24 protein-coding genes are annotated in these 20283 nt (G+C 40.7%); 21 read left to right on the top strand and 3 right to left on the bottom strand.

Going from position 1 to position 20283, the window contains the following annotated elements; genetic code table 11:
- Nucleotides 1-17 precede the first annotated feature (17 nt).
- Together ABDW32_RS07420 and ABDW32_RS07415 are read right to left on the bottom strand one after the other, a co-directional pair.
- A complete protein-coding gene (locus tag ABDW32_RS07420; protein ID WP_343560944.1) occupies nucleotides 18-1448 on the bottom strand; it encodes a hypothetical protein in 1431 nt (476 codons plus the stop codon).
- Nucleotides 1449-1590: 142 nt separating this feature from the next.
- Entirely contained in the window at nucleotides 1591-1854 is a 264-nt protein-coding gene (locus tag ABDW32_RS07415) for a hypothetical protein (protein ID WP_343560942.1), read from the bottom strand.
- Nucleotides 1855-2249: 395 nt separating this feature from the next.
- On the opposite strand from ABDW32_RS07415, the gene ABDW32_RS07410 reads away from it, so the two are divergent.
- The gene (locus ABDW32_RS07410) at nucleotides 2250-2627 is read left to right on the top strand and encodes a helix-turn-helix transcriptional regulator (RefSeq protein WP_343560940.1); all 378 of its coding nucleotides are present in this window, start codon (nucleotides 2250-2252) and stop codon (nucleotides 2625-2627) included.
- A gap of 4 nt (nucleotides 2628-2631) precedes the next feature.
- On the opposite strand, the gene ABDW32_RS07405 is transcribed toward ABDW32_RS07410, so the two are convergent.
- Nucleotides 2632-3132 carry a hypothetical protein gene (locus ABDW32_RS07405; protein ID WP_343560938.1) on the bottom strand — a complete coding sequence of 167 codons (501 nt, stop codon included), beginning with the start codon at nucleotides 3130-3132 and terminating at the stop codon, nucleotides 2632-2634.
- A 675-nt stretch (nucleotides 3133-3807) separates the two neighbouring features.
- Here ABDW32_RS07405 and ABDW32_RS07400 point away from each other — a divergent pair.
- From ABDW32_RS07400 to ABDW32_RS07305, 20 genes are all read left to right on the top strand, one after another.
- Nucleotides 3808-4653 carry an RteC domain-containing protein gene (locus ABDW32_RS07400; protein ID WP_343560936.1) on the top strand — a complete coding sequence of 282 codons (846 nt, stop codon included), beginning with the start codon at nucleotides 3808-3810 and terminating at the stop codon, nucleotides 4651-4653.
- A gap of 315 nt (nucleotides 4654-4968) precedes the next feature.
- Nucleotides 4969-5412, top strand: a complete 444-nt coding sequence (locus tag ABDW32_RS07395; RefSeq protein ID WP_343560934.1) for a hypothetical protein — start codon at nucleotides 4969-4971, stop codon at nucleotides 5410-5412.
- A gap of 16 nt (nucleotides 5413-5428) precedes the next feature.
- Nucleotides 5429-6490, top strand: coding sequence for a hypothetical protein (locus ABDW32_RS07390; protein ID WP_343560932.1), 1062 nt, complete (start codon nucleotides 5429-5431; stop codon nucleotides 6488-6490).
- 286 nt (nucleotides 6491-6776) lie between these two features.
- On the top strand, nucleotides 6777-7058 hold the full coding sequence (locus ABDW32_RS07385; RefSeq protein ID WP_343560930.1) for a DUF4134 domain-containing protein: 282 nt from the start codon (nucleotides 6777-6779) through the stop codon (nucleotides 7056-7058).
- A gap of 18 nt (nucleotides 7059-7076) precedes the next feature.
- Nucleotides 7077-7523 (top strand): hypothetical protein, encoded by a 447-nt coding sequence (locus tag ABDW32_RS07380; RefSeq protein ID WP_343560927.1) that lies wholly within the window; start codon nucleotides 7077-7079, stop codon nucleotides 7521-7523.
- Nucleotides 7524-7534: 11 nt separating this feature from the next.
- Nucleotides 7535-7855 (top strand): DUF4133 domain-containing protein, encoded by a 321-nt coding sequence (locus ABDW32_RS07375; RefSeq protein ID WP_343560925.1) that lies wholly within the window; start codon nucleotides 7535-7537, stop codon nucleotides 7853-7855.
- A gap of 7 nt (nucleotides 7856-7862) precedes the next feature.
- On the top strand, nucleotides 7863-8672 hold the full coding sequence (locus tag ABDW32_RS07370) for a hypothetical protein (protein ID WP_343560924.1): 810 nt from the start codon (nucleotides 7863-7865) through the stop codon (nucleotides 8670-8672).
- Nucleotides 8673-8694: 22 nt separating this feature from the next.
- A complete protein-coding gene (locus ABDW32_RS07365; RefSeq protein WP_343560922.1) occupies nucleotides 8695-11163 on the top strand; it encodes a TraG family conjugative transposon ATPase in 2469 nt (822 codons plus the stop codon).
- 7 nt (nucleotides 11164-11170) lie between these two features.
- Nucleotides 11171-11857, top strand: coding sequence for a conjugal transfer protein TraI (locus ABDW32_RS07360; protein WP_343560920.1), 687 nt, complete (start codon nucleotides 11171-11173; stop codon nucleotides 11855-11857).
- 12 nt (nucleotides 11858-11869) lie between these two features.
- Nucleotides 11870-12520: a hypothetical protein gene (locus tag ABDW32_RS07355; protein ID WP_343560918.1), complete on the top strand. Its 651-nt coding sequence runs from the start codon at nucleotides 11870-11872 to the stop codon at nucleotides 12518-12520.
- Nucleotides 12521-12522: 2 nt separating this feature from the next.
- A complete protein-coding gene (locus ABDW32_RS07350; RefSeq protein ID WP_343560916.1) occupies nucleotides 12523-13161 on the top strand; it encodes a TerB family tellurite resistance protein in 639 nt (212 codons plus the stop codon).
- Nucleotides 13162-13168: 7 nt separating this feature from the next.
- Complete coding sequence (traJ, locus tag ABDW32_RS07345; RefSeq protein ID WP_343560914.1) at nucleotides 13169-14371, top strand: conjugative transposon protein TraJ; 1203 nt, start codon at nucleotides 13169-13171, stop codon at nucleotides 14369-14371.
- Nucleotides 14371-15003 carry a conjugative transposon protein TraK gene (gene traK / locus ABDW32_RS07340; RefSeq protein ID WP_343560912.1) on the top strand — a complete coding sequence of 211 codons (633 nt, stop codon included), beginning with the start codon at nucleotides 14371-14373 and terminating at the stop codon, nucleotides 15001-15003. The genes traJ and traK overlap by 1 nt, the downstream gene beginning before the upstream one ends.
- A gap of 1 nt (nucleotide 15004) precedes the next feature.
- A complete protein-coding gene (locus tag ABDW32_RS07335) occupies nucleotides 15005-15256 on the top strand; it encodes a hypothetical protein (protein ID WP_343560910.1) in 252 nt (83 codons plus the stop codon).
- 11 nt (nucleotides 15257-15267) lie between these two features.
- Nucleotides 15268-16563: a conjugative transposon protein TraM gene (traM, locus tag ABDW32_RS07330; protein ID WP_343560908.1), complete on the top strand. Its 1296-nt coding sequence runs from the start codon at nucleotides 15268-15270 to the stop codon at nucleotides 16561-16563.
- 35 nt (nucleotides 16564-16598) lie between these two features.
- Nucleotides 16599-17444, top strand: a complete 846-nt coding sequence (gene traN / locus ABDW32_RS07325; protein ID WP_343560906.1) for a conjugative transposon protein TraN — start codon at nucleotides 16599-16601, stop codon at nucleotides 17442-17444.
- Between the two features lie 25 nt (nucleotides 17445-17469).
- Nucleotides 17470-18405 carry a hypothetical protein gene (locus ABDW32_RS07320; RefSeq protein ID WP_343560904.1) on the top strand — a complete coding sequence of 312 codons (936 nt, stop codon included), beginning with the start codon at nucleotides 17470-17472 and terminating at the stop codon, nucleotides 18403-18405.
- A 45-nt stretch (nucleotides 18406-18450) separates the two neighbouring features.
- Nucleotides 18451-19425 carry a hypothetical protein gene (locus ABDW32_RS07315; RefSeq protein WP_343560902.1) on the top strand — a complete coding sequence of 325 codons (975 nt, stop codon included), beginning with the start codon at nucleotides 18451-18453 and terminating at the stop codon, nucleotides 19423-19425.
- 1 nt (nucleotide 19426) lies between these two features.
- Nucleotides 19427-19711 carry a hypothetical protein gene (locus ABDW32_RS07310; RefSeq protein ID WP_343560900.1) on the top strand — a complete coding sequence of 95 codons (285 nt, stop codon included), beginning with the start codon at nucleotides 19427-19429 and terminating at the stop codon, nucleotides 19709-19711.
- Between the two features lie 51 nt (nucleotides 19712-19762).
- Nucleotides 19763-20041: a helix-turn-helix domain-containing protein gene (locus ABDW32_RS07305; RefSeq protein WP_343560899.1), complete on the top strand. Its 279-nt coding sequence runs from the start codon at nucleotides 19763-19765 to the stop codon at nucleotides 20039-20041.
- The last annotated feature ends 242 nt before the right edge of the window (nucleotides 20042-20283 follow it).

The following is a 20283-nucleotide window of genomic DNA, read 5'->3' as shown; positions in this document are numbered from 1 at the left end:
GTTTAGATTTATATAGTCTATATTTTATACCCCAATCTTATAATCCAGGGGCTGTTGATGCCCGATTTATCATTGAGGAAATTATAGCCTAGCAGGAAGGTACCCTGTTGATTGCGGCTGATGCGATACGTCTTCATCAAGCCGATATATGCGGCATCCTGCAACAGGCCCATAGCGGTGTGTACATTGGAAGCATTGCCGTAGCGCTCCTGTATGGCCACATAAGGGCGGTTGAGCGGGCGCAGGATCTTCTCATACCCACCCTGCAGGCTGATGCCCCAGATCAGCTTGCCATCAAGAAATACCCGGCCCGTTACCCCTTCATAGCTTAATTTCAGGTGTTGCCAGTCGCGGCCCAGTCCAAGACTACCGTCCACCCCCACACCCAGGCTAATGCGCGGACTATAGCGGAAGGCCGCATTGATACCCGCCTGCAACATGACCGGCTTCTGGCCATCGGCAGAGGCCCTCTGGGTTTGTAAAGTATATTGATACTCCCAGCGCTTCCAGAAAGGAATACCGCGCATAGGATTGTTCAGGTCTTCTTTAGGATTGCGAATACCTTGCCTGGCTTGTTTTATCTTGCCTTGTGCATCCTGCACCTCGTTACGTACATCCTTTACCTTTTGAGTCGCGCCCCTCACTTTATTAAGTTGTTTCTCCACGCCCAGTTGCTTGCTGAAATCCTGTACCTGCCGGGCAGCTTGTTGCTGCACCTGCTGTAACTGGCTGCCAAATTGCTGTTCCAGCGCTGCATTCACCGAACTTTTGGTCTGAAAGCCCATCTGTTGCAAGTCCTTAGCGCTAAGATTATTTCCGTTTATCCCTTGTTGGGTATAGGGATTCAGCATTTCATTAAAGCCCTCAATGCCCTGCAGGAGGTCCAGCGCCTTTTGTTCGGCCGCATCCGGGTCACTGACGATCTTCTTCCAGTACTGCATCTGCTGGGCCGCATAGCCATAAGTACGGTTCAGCTTTGTTAACTCCGAACCGAAGGCCGATTGGCTCAGCAGCCGGTTCAGTGCATCGCTGCGCTTTTTTAACTGGGTATTCAAGTACTCCTGTGTATTCAGTTGATTATTTAACTGGTCCATACCGGGTACGGATAATCCGGCACCGGGCACTTTCTGCTGTATAAAAGATTGGATTTTTTGGAGGCTGTCCAGCGCCTTTACCGGCTTATTGCCCGCCAGTCGGCGTAACATACCGGTGTCTGCTGTTTTGCGGAGGCTGTCAAAACTAACTGCATTCAGTTGCTGATATTGGGCGTACAAGGCACTATCACTACGCCGGATTTTGGCTACGGTGCGTGCTTCCTGTCGCTGCAGCCTGCGCAACATGCGCCGCTGTATCCTGGCGGATTTCTGCTGATACTGCAGGTGTTGCCGGTACTGCTGCCTGATATACACTTCGGCAACATGCACAACTTCGGTACTGTCCTCTATCATGGATAGATTATCCTGGGCATAAGAAGATCCTATGCTACAAACAGAAAGAAAACAAGGCAATAAAATACGGATGTTCAATTACTGAAATTTAGGAAAGAGGAAATGGCTATTGTTGAAGAAGTACCGAATAATATGGAGGATCTTAGTTGATTAATGACTTATAATTGATTTTTTCTATCTGTAGCACTAGAATCATTTTTTGAAATTGCGATTGGTATTTTTGAGGATGTGCAAATTTAGCTTTATCCCATAGTGGCATTTCGGGAAAAACACCCTTTATTTCTGTAGTATTTTTCCCGTTTTCAATAATCCTACGGTGAATACCAATAGAGAAAATTGAAATAGATACCACAAGCAGTAAGGCAACGATTTTCAATAATTGGGTTAGCGTCAAATTAAATCTCATAAAGAAAGCAATACCTATCAATACTTTGCAATTGGGTTATAAAGTTTCAAAGGATCGGCAAAATTAGCCTTATCCAAGAACGGTATTTCGGGAAAAACACCCATTATTGTTGTGGTATTTCCCCTTTTCAGTTGTTTTTAAATTAAATACCTATCGGAAGAAATAAAACAGATGCCACAAGCAGTAAGACAACAAATTTCAATAATTGGATCAGCGTCAAATTAAATCTCATAAAGAAAGCATTAAGGAAATATCTAAATATCAATTAGTTGCCAAAACTGCCATATTTCTCTTCATTGAGAGCAAAACTATTATTAATTAAAATATTATCTAAATTTTTTAGCACAAAATATGTTGGTTTAACCTTACCTTTGGTTGGTTAAACGATACATAATATGAATATTAACCAATTAACAGCTTCCAGAATAAAGGAATTACGATTACAAAATGGGTTAACAGCTGAAGCAGTGGCACAGGCTTTAAACATTTCAAGAGGTTCTTATAGCCAATTAGAAAATGGACATGTTGAAATTACAATCAATAGGGTACAATTGCTCGCTGAGATTTTTAATGTCCCCGTAGCAGAAATTATTCCTTCCACTACAACGTATCATCAAAGTTATAACCATAACAATGGAGGAGTTAACGGTAATCACAACAGCACAAAAACAATGAATAATTTTTTTGCAGATAAAAACAATATATCCAAGTTTGTTGAAATAATAAAAGACGTCCTAACTCATCAAAATGATAATTCGATAAAGGAAGTTTGATTCCTCACCAACGCTTGCCAAAACTTATCCCCAAAAAGCAGTAAGCCTGCCAGGGGGTATTACGCTGTTGTAGCAGTACCGGTACAGTGTTGGTATAGAGGGTAATTTGTGCGCCGATCTGGAACTGCTGTACAAAACCCGAAGACCGCTCTGGACTGAACTCGACAGAAGGACTGATATTTATACCTGGAATGATGCGCAATTCATTCAACCCTTTACTACAGTGGTCGGCACCCAATATGCGGTTACGGTTCAGGAACAATTGCTCATTGGCCGTTGTATAGGTTTCGGAGCTGGCAAAAGGTTGCTGTGCGGCATCGTAGCGGAGCAGATACAAGTAAACGGGTTTGAGTAAGGCCATAGATACACCGACCTCTATCGTCGCTATCAGACTTATGTTCCCCTGCAATACCGAAGGGATAACCGTCCATTCCCGTCCATAACCCAGTTGAACAGTGTACACTTTATACTGTTTACCATATATATACGGTTTAAGACTTGCCATGCTGCGATAAGCCTTATCGTTTCGTTGCTACTGAGTTTCTTTTTCATGCCTGATCTCTGCAAGCTGAAAACGGATAAGACTCTGAATATTTTTATCTTTCTGAATATGATAGTGTACCTGCGCGCTCCAGTCGTTGGTATGTAAACGGCCACCCACATATAAAGCCTAATGGTACATACTATCGGTACCCCAATATTTGAATTGATCGATTTTGCTTTTTGCTCTGTTTTGTCTTGTTCGTGCAGATTGCTGTAAATCCGACTTCTTTCCTTTGATGGATTGCCATACCTTATCCTGTGCATAAATTTATCCTTTAGTTACCAACAAAATTGAGGTCATGCTAAGACAAACTGTGACGCGGCCTTTACTGGTTAAATAAAAAAATGCCTTATGGCAACAGAGACATAGCTTCGGATTAAGTTCAAAACCGTTATTGGTGGGCCATTCCATGCCCCTGTTCCTGGTATTTCCCTACAACTTCAGTCATGCGCCTAGGATGCAGCTTTCATTGAGGTTGTAAATTATTTGTGCATATAGTTTTATTTCACATTTTTGTGCAGTATTTTAACCTTGAATTTTCCTGATTCACCAGAAATGAAATACTAATGCCTTGATTTTCAAAAGGCAACTCTACAGATTTGAGCTGTAAACATTTTTGCAACCAAATCGAAGGTTATGATAAATATTGCACAAAAGCTTCACCAGGAACTTAGACAGCAACTTCATGAACTGGATTATGAGGGAATTTCGGGTTTGGAATATTATAAAAAAGCCCACCAAATATCTTGCAGTATTCTAAGGCGGCTACGCTCTGCCTTAACTGGATATAAATTCAAACAACCCGAAGAAGAAATTGAGTTTTTCAAAACGATAAAACCAAAACTTCACGCGGAGGTATTATTCTATATAGAATGTTACCGAATGGAATTAAATAGTCCGACAATAAGGGATAAAAAGGCTCAACTATCTTATCTCAAACAACTGTCCATTCATTATTCGCAGTTATTGAATCAAAATAATTTGCTTAAATTATACTTTGTCACTGAGCGGAATGAGGAGGATAGGCTTTTGTTTCTGCGATCCAGTAATATCAATAGCTTTATCCCCTTTGACCCCTTACAGGAATTTGATGAGGTATTTCCCCCTGCCAGTACCGAATTTGCCAAGATTATAGCTTATCAAAGAATATTGGAGGAAATCAATGAGAAAGCTATGGCTATTCGCAAAGGGAAAAAACAACCACCTCCAAACGAAACTTCCGCTCTGAACTGGACGGGAACGAAGATTGAACTTGTTGAATTAGGCTATGCCTTACATTCTGCCAAAAGTATCAATAATGGCAAAGTGGAACTAAAAAAGATCATGATGGGGCTCGAACAGCTTTTCAATGTAGAGATCGGGCAGTATTCAAGATACTTCCAAAGCCTGATGATCCGACAGGGTTCCCGAACTCCTTACACCGAAAAACTAAATGGAAATTTGAGCCAAAGAATGGATGATGCAGATCTGGGAAAATATTAATAATTATCCTTAATGAATGGGCAGAATAAAATTCTACCCATTTTTTTGTGCCAAATTTATCCATTTTCAAAAGAAATTTTGATAAAAATCCCGCCAATGTAATTACATAGCATTACATATTACCACTTGTTGATAATCAACAACTTACAGTAATACCGCTGATAGTTTTATAATCAAAAGCCCACTTTTTCATCTACTAAACCAGCCCCAAATACCATAAATGTAATTACATGCGACTGTCAAAGCCCCGCAGTTTTCTGTAGCAATTTTGCATTGTAAACAAACACAAATGTTGAACAATCAAAATGATAAGCGATGCTACAACACATTACATGGACGCAATTCATAATTGCCATACTCGGTCTACTGGTCATTTATTATGTGGCCTATTTCATACGGTTCCATCGTAACCAATACTCCAGATTCCTGGATAAGCTTGAAGCAGATACCATTAATGACCTAGAAGAAGAACCAGTCGAGAAAGAACAAAAAGAAGCAGAAGAACTGCTCAACCAACTGGAAGTTTTGGTAAACAGAATACGCATAGGCATTTTGGAAAAGGCAGGCACTGAGGCGACCAAAAATCAAATCCTTACCGGATTGGCAGAAGAAGTCGCAAGCTTTGGCGGGTTAAGCCAGCCTGCCTACCAACATGCTCTAAACAACTATATCATTGAACATGCCATCAGAATTTGCGGGGTGGAAATTACCGAAGAGGAATTAACGCATACCTGGAATAGCCTTCCCCGCTTTCGCTAACTAAAATCAAATTATCATGAAAAAAACAATGCAAATTATCGGCGCCTTAGGCTTTACAGTGATGTTGCTAAGCGCTTGCAACCAAGAGTTTATCGCCGAGCAACCCATTTCCAAAGTAAATGAAAGCGGTGGGTATTTACCTTCAACTGGACCTGAACAGAACTTAGTAAGTGTTAAAGCTGGCTTCCTTGTATTTCCAAACATGGAGGTTTTTAATAACACGATCAAAGCCCTACAAAGTGGAAAAGACCTGGAAAACTGGGAAGGGCAATTTAAGAATTATGAATCGTTCCGAAGCCTAAGGCAAAAATATGAATCAACGAAGGAAAGTCTTGCTGAGAATCCATTAATGAATATGGACATGCCGGATGTCTATTTCAGAACAATTCTAAGTTCTAATGGTAGAGTTCAGATCGCAGATACATTATACCAATTTGAACCCGAAAAGGAAAAGGTTATTGCTTACGCCATCCCCGTTCGTCAGGCAGACGAGATTATAAATGGAAAGTTGCCGGCAGCTTCGGCCAAGGGAGTGGCGACCTATTTTCCGACAATAAGCTTAATGCCGTTTCCACGTTGGGAAGACAACCCGGTGCGTGTTGATGATCCACAAGCGTGGAATGTCTGTGATTTCCCAAATGCATTTCTACTGCCCTGGTGGGGCCAGAAAGGTGGTAGTATTTACCATGATGACAATGGAGTCGAATTACCCCGCGATAATGGAAGAAGAATCAGGATCGACTATCATCGCTGGCGGGTTGGATATGTATTCTATTCCAGCATTGGGGTAAGGGTAAAGATATATAAAGATACCCGCCTGGCCGGTTGGCTTTCAAATATCCGGATGGATAAGGTAAGTATGGAAGCGTGCACTAAGGGAAAGATCATTACCCCGGGATTATTCCCTGTCAATTTCAGTGAGAATGCAGCCGTAAGTGCATCAAATACCAACGAGCTGGAAAGGACTTTAAAATGGTCTTCGGCTCCGATGCATACCGAAGTAGTTCCTGAGCATTTCAATTTCCATTTTAAGGCTTATTTCAGAACAAAGCCAGTGGAGCGGTATATCAGGGAATAACATAATAAAACCACCAGTGAAGAGGATTTTAGTGTGGCAGTGAGGTGGTAAAATAGCCTTTAGGGGCTGGGGAGGAGCAGGTTGTTTGGAGTATAGAGTTGGTTTTGGCTCCTCCCCTTATTATTCAATATTAATTTCTAACCAGGTCGGGGATTGGGATAATGTAGGGTTGATTTGTGTGAGTGGTAAGTCTCTCCCCACCTTTTTATGCCCATACTCGCCGTTTTGAACAGCGAATATGAAAATTCAGAAAATACAAAGAAGACAAAAGGGTATTAAAACAATAATGGTCGTAGTAATAATTGCCAGTACGATCACAACAGTTTATAGTCAGGATGGAGCTGCAGGAATACAGGCTGCTAATACTCAAGTCCGATCTTATTTTGACAGCGGCACCCAATTAATGTATGGTGTCGGCGCACTGTTAGGACTGATCGGTGCGGTTAAGGTCTTCCAGAAATGGAATGCCGGCGATCCGGATACTAGTAAGGTTGCTGCATCATGGTTTGGCTCCTGTATTTTCCTCGTCGTAGTAGCCACCATCATCCGCTCCTTTTTTGGCATTTAATCTTAAAAAAATACAATCATGCACCAACAATTAAAAGAATCATTATGGGCATATATTGTCCATAACAACCCAGAATTAATGTTCAATCTCCAGGAGGAATATTCCGTCACCCGTTATCTTGAAGACAAAGTAAGCAGTGTTATGCCTAAAGTCCTACAGTTACTGGAGCAGGATAAACCTGGCCATGTTATTCTTGAGCTTTGCATGGAGGAATTGACCAGTGATCTTAAACCTTCAAAATACCATTACATTAAAAAAGTCCTCAAGCAAGAATTCGAGCTCTTTTATGAACGGTTTAAAGAAGAAGGCATCTTGACTTATGAAGCCATTAACCTTATTGAACATTGCGAACCTGTTTTTAAAGAGTTATGCTTTTGCCGGGACAACGAGGATAATGGGCTGATCTGGGCCGGGGTTACCAGTGCCACTGCAGAATATCTTAGGCAATTCCATTCTCAGTCATAAAACATTTACCAATGGCCAATAGTGTTTATAAGATCAATAAGGGGATCAATAAATCGATAGAATTTAAGGGGCTTAAAGCGCAGTACATCTGGTATGTTGCTATAACCATTCTCACCTTACTCATCCTTTTCTCCATCTTGTATTTTCTTGGCCTTAGTCAGTATGTATGTCTGGTAATTGTGGGAGGAACTGGTTTCTGGATTTTAAAAGTCATTTTCGGCTTGAGCAAAAAGTATGGGGAACATGGCCTGATGAAGGCCATGGCAAAGAAAATGGTTCCTACTGTTATCAAGTCAAATGACCGGAACATATTTATTAAACCTAAAAAATAAGAACAATATGGAAAGGCAATTACCAACACTAAAGATAGAAGGAACAACCTTCCTTGTTGATGTGGAACAAATGGTACTTGTTCACCTGGATGATCCCGACACCAAAATCCGTTTTGCTGAAATGGATAATGAAGATACCCATTACACCCTGGAGTACGACATAGCACATAAGGACATTGCAGGAATCCATACAAAGAACAATGATCTGAAATTAGTGGAAATACCAAGAATGACACAACTGGACGCGGAAGGAATGGCTTTAAAATACAATGTGCCATTAAGGGGTATATCAGAAAAAATGGATTACGAAGTGATGGTGGAAAACCCTGAAATAGCCATGCGGATGCAGGGAAAACTTAACAGGATCGAAATTGAGGGACATCCATTTTATGTTGATTTCAGGATGTGGTCACTCAGACCCCATAATGACTTTTCTACACAGGGTATCAGTATGGAACCCTTACATGAAAATGAGCAATACGAATATTTCCCTGAAGATACCGTATTCCTATATCAGCCTAAAAAACATGAGTTATTTGAACCGGACTGGAGCAGCATTACTGAATTGCCAAAAGATACGGTGATCATAAAATTTCCAATGTTAAAGGAAATGGATGCTGTAGGTTATGCCCACCGGTTTAACCGTCCTTTAAAAGAAGTCTTACTGGAAACAAATTTCAAACCGGTAACGCAGGCAATCAAACGACAGTTATCACAAACCACCCTGCCTGAGCTCTTTAAAGAAAATAAGGAACGCCTTGCACAGGAAAAGGTTCAGATAAACAAAGACGTAAAGAGAAAATCAAGAAAGATTTAATGACTAAAAAGGAATTGTGCACATGGAAAAGTGGTTAAAAGATATATTCCCAATATTAGATATAGATGCTAATTGTATCCTTTCCAAACAGGGGGATATTACTGTTGGCTTTAAGTTGGAGTTACCGGAGATTTTCTGTCTCTCTGATAGCGAATACGAAAACTTTCACCAGGCCTGGATTAAGGCCATAAAAGTCCTTCCCAACTATTGTGTCATCCATAAACAGGACTGGTTTATAGAAAAACAGTATCAGGCCGACTTTGAACGGCAGGATCTTTCATTTTTATCGCATAGCAGTGAGCGGTTCTTTAATGAAAGACCATACCTGGAGCATAATTGTTACCTATTCCTGACCAGAAAACCAGAAGGAAGGAAAGCCGTAAACAGTATGTTCTCCAATCTGATCCGGCCGACGGTTGTTCCGAAGCAGATTAAAAATGCTGAGTTTATCCAGGAGTTCTTAGATGCCTGCGGCCAGTTCCGCCAGATTATGGAAGACAGCACTTTTGTCAAAATGGAGCGCTTAACGGATAAAGAGTTATGGAGTTCTGCAAATAAAACCGGCTTGCTGGAACAATATTGTTTCCTACAGGTCGATGGTACAAAACTCGTCCGGGATATTGAACTAAAAGAAAACCTTACCATTGGCGGGCAGCATTGCCAGTTATTTACTCTCGCAGCAGTCGAGGAATTACCTGCCTATTGTGGCAGTCGTATCAATTATGATAAATACAGTATCGACAAAACGAAGTTTAGTGTTGGTTTTGCGTCTTCCATTGGCCAGCTTCTACCTTGTAACCACATATACAATCAGTATATTTTTATTGAGGACGCCCAGCTTACAATTAAAAAGCTGGAAAGTAAAAGGCTAAGGTTACAATCTCTATCAGCATATAGCAGGGAAAACCTGATCGCTAGAGATGCTACTAATGAGTTTTTAAACGAAGCGATAGGTGAACAAAGGCTTCCGGTGAAGGCACACTTTAATCTACTCGTCTGGACTGCGGATAAGAACAAGCTTAAGGATATTAAAAACCACGTTTCTTCAGCACTATCCAAAATGGACGCCATAGCCAAGGAAGAAACTGTTGGTGCTGCACAGATCTTCTGGGCAGGCATTCCTGGTAATGCGGCAGATTTCCCTATCAATGACTGTTTTGACACCTTTGCTTCACAGGCGGTTTGCTTCTTTAACCTGGAAACAGGGTACCAGAGCTCTCCCAGCCCCTTTGGAATCAGATTGGGGGACCGGCTCACCGGAAAACCGCTTCATGTAGATATTAGTGATGAACCCATTCGAAGAGGTATTTGCACCAACCGGAATAAGTTTCTTATCGGACCCAGCGGTTCAGGTAAATCATTTCTGACCAATCACCTGCTCAGAAGCTATTATGAACAGTTAACCCATATCGTGCTTATTGATGTTGGCCACAGTTACAAAGGATTGTGTGATATGGTAGGTGGCTATTACTTTACCTATGCTGAAAACAATCCTATACGCTTTAACCCATTCTTTATATCCGAAGCCGATAGCCTGGATACTGAAAAGAAGGAAAGTATAAAGACGCTATTGCTGGCCCTTTGGAAAAAAGAGGATGAGCCGTTTAAGAGAAGCGAATATGTCGCTATGTCCAATGCCATAACCGGATACTTCGATTTCCTGGACAAGCATCCTGATATATTTCCCTGCTTTAATAGTTTCTACGATTACATTGAACAGCAATACGTCTATATCCTTGAGAAAGAGAATGTCAAAGAAAAAGAATTTGATATCAATAATTTCCTATTTGTCCTTCGTCCATACTATTCTGGTGGCGAATTTGATTACTTATTGAATGCCACGGAAAATCTTAATCTGCTACAGGAACGGTTCATTGTTTTTGAGTTGGACAATATAAAAGACCATCCAATTCTCTTTTCCACCGTGACCATTATTATCATGGAAGTCTTTGTTAACAAGATGCGTAAGTTAAAAGGAATCAGAAAGATAATACTCATTGAAGAAGCCTGGAAAGCACTTATGAAAGAAGGATTTGCGGAGTACATTCAGTACCTGTTCAAAACCGTCCGTAAACACTTTGGGGAAGCCTATGTGGTAACACAGGAGGTGGAAGACATCATCTCCTCTGCTATAGTAAAAAAAGCAATTATCAATAATTCGGACTGCAAAATCTTGCTGGACCAAAGTAAATACCAAAACAAATTTGACCAGATACAGGAGCTGCTCGGACTTACGGATAAAGAACGGGCTTTGGTCCTATCCGTAAATAAGGCAAACGATCCTTCCAAAAAATACAAGGAAGTTTTCATCTCCCTTGGGGGCGTTCTGAGTAAGGTCTATCGTACAGAGGTTTCCGTAGAGGAATATCTGGCTTATACTACCGAGCAATCAGAAAAAGTGAAGGTATTTGAGTACGCGGAACGCTTTGGAGGAGATATAAAAAAAGGAATACAGGCGCTTGCCCGCGACCTGGTTGTTGGAAATAAATAATAACGCTATGAAAAAGTACTTAAGCATTTTTGTATTGGCCTGTACTTTGGCCATGGTTACCATACCAACCACCCCCGCACATGCCACTCCTATTGCTATTCTGGAAATTATTAAAGCAGGGGTCAAAAAAGTCATCAAGGCGGTTGATCTTAAAATCCAGCGGATGCAGAATAAAACCATCTGGCTGCAGGATGCACAAAAGACACTGGAAAATACCCTATCGAAACTGAAACTCGATGAAATTGCTCAATGGTCTGAAAAACAAAAGGAACAATATCGCAAGTATTATGAGGAACTATCCAGGGTCAAATCCATAATCACCTATTATCAACGCATACGGGATATTATGGATAAACAGGTGCAGCTTGCAGAAGCTTATAAAACGGCCTGGCAAAAACTTCAGGGAGATCACCATTTCACTTCAAAAGAGCTTGAATACATGGCATCCATTTATGGAGGCATACTGGAAGAAAGCTTGAAAAATATAGAGCAGATCAGTATGCTGGTGAGTTCCTTTCAAACCCAAATGTCGGATGCCAAACGCATGGAACTGATCAACAAAACCGCAGATCAATTGGAGGAAAATTACACCGATCTCGTACAATTTAACAAACGAAATTTCAGTATATCCTTGCAGCGTTCCAGGACCCAACAGGAGGTGGACTATGTTAAAGGATTATATGGAATTGATTAATCCTGATATTATATGAAACGCTTTATCATCTTGTTCTTTTTAGCCATGGCCATTACTTCAGTTAAAGGCCAGGCCCAGAACGCATCGGAATGGCTTAAACAAAAGAACACGCAGAAAAAATACCTGATTCAGCAAATTGCTGCTCTTCAGGTACATCTGGGAAACATTAAAAAGGGATACCGTATTGCAAGAAATGGTCTTCAGGCAGTTTCTAATCTTAAAAATGGAGAGTTGAATCTACATAGCCTTTACTTCGAGTCTTTGAAAAAGGTAAATCCCGCCATCCGAAAGTATGGAAGGATCGCCGAAATCAGCGCCATCCAGATTAAAATTCTTAAAGACTACAATATTTTAAAAAATCGCATTCAAATTGATGGGATCTACAATACCCATGAAATCGATTATATAAACAAAGCTGTTGGGGGTATCCTTGACAATTGTGAACAGCTTGTATCCGAATTACTTAATGTGGTTACTGATGGAAAGCTCCAATTAAAGGATGACGAGCGCCTGGAGCGTATTGATCAGATTTACAATGCAATGGCTGAAAACGCCTCCTTATCCCGGTCCTTTTCATACGAGGTTATGGGTATCAGTCAGAACCGGACATCCATTAAAGCCAATGTTCAATCCAGCCGCCTTCGTGCCGGCGTAAATCAATAGTTATGAGAAAGTATATGATCATTTTAGGTCTCCTCCTTATTGGAATGCTGCAAGGAAAACCCTCATTTGGACAGGCCAATGAAATAGCACAGTTGCTGCTTAACGTAGAGAAGCTCACGCAGTTCAAAGCAATCTTAAAGCAGATGAAAGATGGATATAAAATCCTTAATGGTGGGTATAATACCGTTAAGGACCTTTCCCAAGGTAACTTTTTCTTACACAAGACTTTTTTGGATGGACTCATGGAGGTAAGCCCTACCGTAAAGAAATACCGTAAGGTTAGCATGATCATCGAAGCTCAGCTTGCTTTGGTAAAAGAATACAAAACCTCTTTTAATCGCTTCAAATCTGATGGCTCCTTCAATTCAAAGGAATTGGAGTATATGGAAAAAGTATATGGTAATCTATTAAAACTGAGCCTACGAAATCTGGATGAGCTCGCAGGAGTAATCACAGCTGGCCAAATGAGGATGTCCGACGATGAAAGGCTCAAAGCCATTGACCGTATTTACGACGACATGGAAGAAAAAATACAGTTTCTGCGACACTTCAATTCCCAAACTTCTAACCTTTGTCTCCAACGTGCCAAAGCTAAAAAAGACCTGCAATTCAGCAAACAACTGAATGGTATTACTAAATAATTACAATATGAAAAATTGGAACAGAACGATAATTATTATTATTGCCCTCTTGCTGGGGCCAATTGGCCTGTATGCTCAAGGTGTCGCATCTGATCTGAATGGTATGCATGATATCCTTGATCAGTTATATGATGAAATGATGCCCCTTTGTAGCCAATTGATCGGGGTTGGCAGAGGGCTCGCCGGATTTGCAGCACTATTTTATATCGCCCACCGGGTATGGAAACATCTGGCCAATGCAGAACCAATCGATTTCTATCCCCTATTCAGACCATTTGTTATAGGTTTCTGTATTACCATCTTTCCATCGGTTTTGGGTATGATCAATGGGGTTATGAAACCTACCGTTACGGCCACTGCCTCTATGGTAACCGGATCAAACAAATCGATAGAGGTCCTGCTCAAACAAAAGGAAGAAGCGATTAAGAAGACTTCGAAATGGCAAATGTTCGTCGGGGAAGACGGCCAGGGCGACCGTGATAAATGGCTAAAATATAAATACAACAAAGATATTGATGAAGGTTTCATGGACCGCTTTGCAAACAACATTGACTTCGGACTGGAGAAAGCCGGATACAATATCCGCAACAGCGTTAAAGAATGGATGAGCCAGGCCCTGGAAATTCTCTTTGAAGCAGCATCACTATGTATCAACACCTTACGCACCTTTCAGCTGGTCGTACTTTCCATCCTCGGCCCATTAGTATTTGGTCTTGCTGTATTTGATGGCTTTCATCATACCCTAACTGTTTGGCTTGCCCGTTATATCAATATTTTCCTCTGGTTACCAGTGGCCAATATATTCGGTGCCATCATTGCCAAAATACAGGAACAGATGATTAAGCTGGATATCAGCCAGATCGGTGAACAGGGTGAAACCTTTTTTAGCAGTACCGACATCGGCTATCTTATCTTTTTGATCATTGGTATTGTCGGCTACTTTACGGTTCCTTCCGTAGCCAATTATATTGTGCATGCAGCGGGTGGCGGAGCCCTGCAGCAAAAAACGACCAGTATGTTTTCCTCAACAATGGGGGCTGCTCAGTCAATGGGAACTTCAGCAGCATCAATGGCCACCGGGGGCGCACTGGCGGGAATGGGCATGGCTGCAGATGCACTGGGCAATGCGGCATCAGGCATGAAGGATGGCATGGCGTCACAGGGAAATAGTGCACCATATTTTAAAGATAAACTTAGTGGTAACTCGTAATGGCGAATCTCATGTTTAAAAAAATTCAAAACATTGATACTTCTTTCCGTCAGTTCAGACTATTCTGTTTCTGCATTCTAGGGGCAACGACACTAATCTGTATTTACACTGTATTTACCAGCTTTAAAATGGTGTCGACTATGCAATCAAGAGTTTATGTGCTGGCCAATGGAAAGGCACTGGAGGCTTATTCTTCTGACAGAAAAGAAAATATTCCTGTGGAGGCGAAAGATCACATTAAAACGTTTCATCAGCTCTTTTTTACACTTGACCCCGATGAACAGGCGATCAAAACCACCATTACAAAAGCTTTATACCTGGCTGATGAGAGTGCAAAAAAAGTGTATGACAACCTGAAGGAAAATAAATTCTATTCCGGTCTGATATCCGGAAATGTCAATCAAACCATTCAGGTGGATAGTGTTCAGGTCAATATCAACCAATATCCCTTTAAGTTCCGCTGTTTTGCCACACAGGATATCATCAGGCCTACAACCATCTCAAAAAGGAGCCTGATCACCGAAGGGGAATTAAGAAACGTATCCCGGACGGAAAATAACAGTCATGGTTTTTTGATTGAACGCTGGAATACCATAGAAAATAAGGACCTCAAAACGATAAACCGCAATTAATATGAAACCAATCGGAAAATCATCATCTGAAAAAGGTCCGGGACCAATGGAATCTATAATGAAGGTAATGGCTGGGACCATTAATAAGAAAGCAGAGCAAGGTGCCGCTTTTCTAAAAAAGAAAACGGCTCATTACAGTCCCAGTACCTGGAAGATACTGCTGGCAGCTTTTCTCCTGGTGGGAAGCGCCATATGTATCTACATCATCATCTCGGCAATTTACGGTACAGGAAACCATTCTTTTAATTTCTAATAAACATAAATATGGCACAACAATCTTTAAATGAACAACAGCAGAAGCAAAGAAAATTCTTCCTCTTTCTTCCATTAATCTGTGTCCCCTTTCTTACGCTCATGTTTTGGCTTATGGGGGGCGGCAAAACACAAACGGTATTGGCTAAAGCGGATGGCGGCCTGAACCTGAATCTACCCGATGCCCAGAATAAAGAAACGGAGTTCAACAAGCTGGACTTCTATGACCAGGCAGAAAAAGATTCCCTTAAACTACAGGAGTTAATGAAAGCTGATCCTAATTACGCTATGTCCAGGGATAGTGATTATTTGGCTTCCCAAGACTTATATGGCTCCACTCCTGCCGGGCTGAATACATCATTGTATTCCGGCGGCAACATTAATCCTACAAGCCAGGAAAACCGAATCTATGGTAGGTTAAATCAACTACAAAACGAACTGAGCCGCAATTATGCAGCACCGGAAGAGAATTACTATAGTGCTCCATACAGAACGTATTCTGCCTCCACGGTTGGTTCAGGAGATGTGGAGCGGCTGGAAAAAATGATGCAAACAATGTCCGAAACGGCCGAAGAGGATAAAGAGGTTACTCAACTCAGTTCCATGATGGACAAAATTCTGGATATTCAACACCCCGACCGTGTGCAACAGCGTTTGAAGGAACAATCTTTCCAACACCACGGACAGGTATTTGCATTCAAAACAGCACCAAAGTCGGCCCCTATAACGGTTTTGGACAACCGGCCTGTCAAACAGTATGCGGAACAATTCAATAAAAATCCAGATAAGGAAATGAAAACTTTCTATGGATTGAATAATGAAATTGGTGACCAACAAGACTTAAACGCTATAGCAGCGGTAGTGCATGAAACGCAAACATTGGTCTCTGGCTCAACCATCAAGCTCCGCCTTTCCACCGATGCCTATATAAATGGCGTCCAAATTCCAAAAGGGAGTTTCATCTATGGGATGGTTTCCCTTCGCGGAGAACGACTTGAAGTAGATATTGATGGAATACAGTACAAAGAGTCCCTCTTCCCTGTTAAGCTATCTGTTTACGATCTGGATGGAATTGCTGGCATCAGAATTCCGGGTGCCATTACCCGTGATGTGATCAAACAAAACTCAGATCAGACGATACAGAGTTTGTCATTAGGCACTTTTGATCAAACCCTTGGAGCACAAGCTGCTTCGGCCGGCATTGAACTAGGTAAAAATCTCCTATCTAAAAAGGTGAAGCAAATTAAAGTTGAAGTTAAAGCAGGATACCGTATCCTACTGAAAGACAATAAGCGTAAGGACCAATAAAACAATATTAAATATATATCTATAAAGCAATAGTTATGAAAACAACAATCAACATCTTGTTTGCAGTCATCTGCCTTATCATTCAAACCGGCACAACCTTTGGACAGGATTCTCGAACAAGGATCACTGGCATGATAGAACCGTTCAATGTCGGAATATCCTATGATAAAACGACAAACCTTATCTTTCCCTATTCCATTAAAAGCGTTGACCGTGGATCAGCAGATGTCCTGGTTCAAAAGGCAGCAGGAATTGAAAATGTATTACAGGTCAAAGCCGCTGTGGAAGATTTTCAACCGACTAATCTTACCATTATTACTGCTGAAGGAGCCTTATACTCATTTTCGTTACGATACCAACCAAACCCTGCCTTTATCAATTTGAAGGTTGCAGATCTGGCAATTCCATCTGTACCTATTGTGCAATTTAGTCCTGATATGGAATATGAAAGCCAGTTAAAAGAAATTGCACAACGCATCGGTAACAGGCAATCATTTTTGAGTAAAATAAATGATGACAAGAATGATATGAAGATAGCTTTGGATGGTATCTATATTAAAGATGACCAGCTGTACTTTCAGTTTAGCCTGGAAAATAACAGCCTGATTAATTATGATATAGATGGTTTCAGGCTTTATATCAGGGATACCAAAAGGTCAAAAAGGACGGCGAGCCAAGAAGTTGAAATACAGCCAACCTATACCTACGGTAATTTGCAAAGGATTGAAGGAAGGTCAAAACAAACCATCGTCCTTGCGATCAAAAAATTTACTATCCCGGACAAGAAGTTCCTGAAAATTGAGATGCAGGAACATAATGGTGGCCGGCAACTCGAACTAAAAATCAGTAATAAAACCATGCTAAAAGCAAGAACTATGTAATCAGTAAATTTTTTAACAATTAAAAGTGAAGGAGGAAAATGCGATGAATGAACATGCTGAAGTAAAACAAGAAACAGTAGACGCCTTGGCGAACGCAATATTTTATGCGGGTTTTGGGGCCATTGGAAGGGATCAATTAACTGAGGCCCTTTCGAAAGGAACTGAAGAGTTTCAGATTAGCCATGATACCAAAATAAATGGAGATTCCGTCCGTGGAGTATTAAACTTTAAACGTTCTGATCAGGACCTGGATAAAGTATTCTTCAACTCCTTTGATCTTCTGGTAAAGAAGGAAGGTAAAGAAGAAACGTTACAACAAAAATTTCCGGTATATTTTGGCAACAAGTACACTTTAAAGGAAGGATACAATCTACTTGATGGCCGCTCCGTGAATAAAACCTTTACGAAGATAAATCCTGACGACAAAAATGACCGGCAAACATCAGAGGCCTGGGTTTACCTGGATTTCAAAAATGTCGATGATTATGGCAATTATCAAGTTGACAGGAGGTATCAATTTGAATTGGAAAAGCAACTGGAGCAGTACCCCATTAAAGGCTTAGAGTACCCTCAGAACAAAAAACAATTGATGGACTCCCTGAAAAAGGGGGATCGCGTACAGGTAATAATGGTAACAAGCCGTGGTGAAGAAAAAATAAAGATTGAAGCAGCTCCCCGTTTTGGCTCAATGAATTTATTTGACGAACAAAACAAGCCAATCCGCTTGTCGCTTAAAAAGGAAGAACAAGCGCCTGGTCAAGAACAATCCCATACACAAGGTGTATCCCCTGATAAAACCGGCATGGACGCGGGGAAAAATAACGTCGCTGCGGAAAAGAATGCGCAGGAGCATAAAAACCTGTCCGAAGTTTCCAATAAACAAGCCAGCGATCAGAAAACCAAAGTTGAAGATCAAAAAAATAAAAACAACAACAAAGGATCTCGAATCAAGGTAGGATAAGAAATGGGGGGCTTCCCCCCATTTCTTCCTTAAAAATAAGGAGCTATGAGAAATCGTATTGAACAGTGGTGGCAGGATGTCCTTAAATGGAAGAAACGGTTTGAATCAATTGGAAATCCTTCTTCAGTTGAAAAGTACCTTTTGAAAGAGCAATTGCGGAAATATGAGCAAATCCTTGCGGCAAAGATTAAGTACCCTACCAGCGAAGAAAATATCACCAAGCAAAAATTGCTGCAAGAAACAAAGCAACTTGAAAAGGTCCTTTTTCCAAACAGGTTTATCAGAGTCTCCAGATCGCTTAAAAAAACATTTGGTAATCTAAAGCGATTGATTGGCCTGGCTGATCCCGATCCAAATAGAATTGTTCTTCAGCACCCTAGATTTAGAAAGCCCTTAGAACAGATGGGCGTTCCATTGAATAGCATACCGCTAACACTTGACTTATTGTCTAATAAAGTCTCTTCGGAGCTAATTCAAGCGAACCAGGTGCTTGATACAAAGATTATTATAAGCGAGGACAAAAAGCGACTGGAAGGCTTACTTTATAGCTTAAATCTTGGTGGTAAAGAGCAGCGTACCATTTTCGTAGAAAGTGAATCATCCTTAAGGAAAGCTGAAGTTATTGCATTACTACAAGGTAGATCAATTTTGATCAAAGATAAATGGCTGATCCCGGATTTAAATGACCGGGATATAGCTGGTAATATCAAGCTGAAAGAAATCCATGTCCCCAATTATGATTTGCACCAGGAAATAAAAGAGATTCCTGGCCTTAAGTTACCGGCAGAGAAAATTCACCGTATAGTTGCTGATTTACAATCAGGTCAAAGGGTAAATCTTAATTCTAAAAATTACCAGGGTATTTCAATTGAAGCTCATCCCCTTGGTAAATCTCTACTTTTCATTAAGGACAACAAAAGGGTTAATCTGAATGAATTAAGTAATAAAGCAAAACCGAAAATGGTAATTGCTAAGAGTCAAACTGCCGAAGCAAAGATTAACCGGACTAAACTAAATTGAAATGGAAAAGATGGATTTGGCAATATTATTTATAAATAAAATTCAAAGCGACATCTCAATCGATACCAAACATATTGCCCTTTATATGGCCATACTATTCAAGTGTATAAATGCTCAGAAAGATAAAATTATAGTGGATAGAAGTGAATTAATGCGATTGTCAAAAATTTCCAGCACAGCCACTTACTATAGGAAAATGGCCATTCTTAACCATTGTGGGTATATAAGATATTATCCTTCCCAGGCAAATGATGTGCCGACCACTGTAGAGCTTAAGCAGTTATAAAATAACTGCTCTCATTGTGAAAGAATGAAACGTGAAAAAGAATGATGAGATATGGAAATAAATATTGTGACTAAAGACGACCTGGAGGAATTCCGGGTAAAGCTGCTATCAGAAATAAGGGAAATATTAAAAATTCAGGAGGTAAAGAGTTTTCCTCGGTCAATAAAAACAAAGCAGGTTTTAGAAATTTTGGATATATCAGCAGGCAAGCTACAACAAATGCGTATAGCCGGTGAGCTATCATATAAGAAAGTCGGTGGAACCTATTACTACAACTACAATGAAGTGAAACGGCTATTGCCTAAAGAATTAAATGGAGGAAATGATTAATGTGGAATGATGAAGTAATACAAAAGGCTACAGCTGACCAAAGATTAACAGTATCCCATATGGCACTACTATTTGCGATTATTACCCTGTGCCGCAGAGAGAATGGGTATAGGACAATTCAAACTTCCAGGAAGATACTAATGGCTAAATCACATATTGGGAGTTTGCCGACTTACCATAAGTGTATAAAAGATTTAGAAAAATATCAATATCTCATCTACCTGCCTTCCTATCATCCCCAA

The sequence above is a fragment of the Sphingobacterium sp. genome (genome assembly GCF_039596235.1).
GTDB lineage: Bacteria > Bacteroidota > Bacteroidia > Sphingobacteriales > Sphingobacteriaceae > Sphingobacterium.
This window is presented reverse-complemented; position numbering and strand designations above follow the sequence as displayed.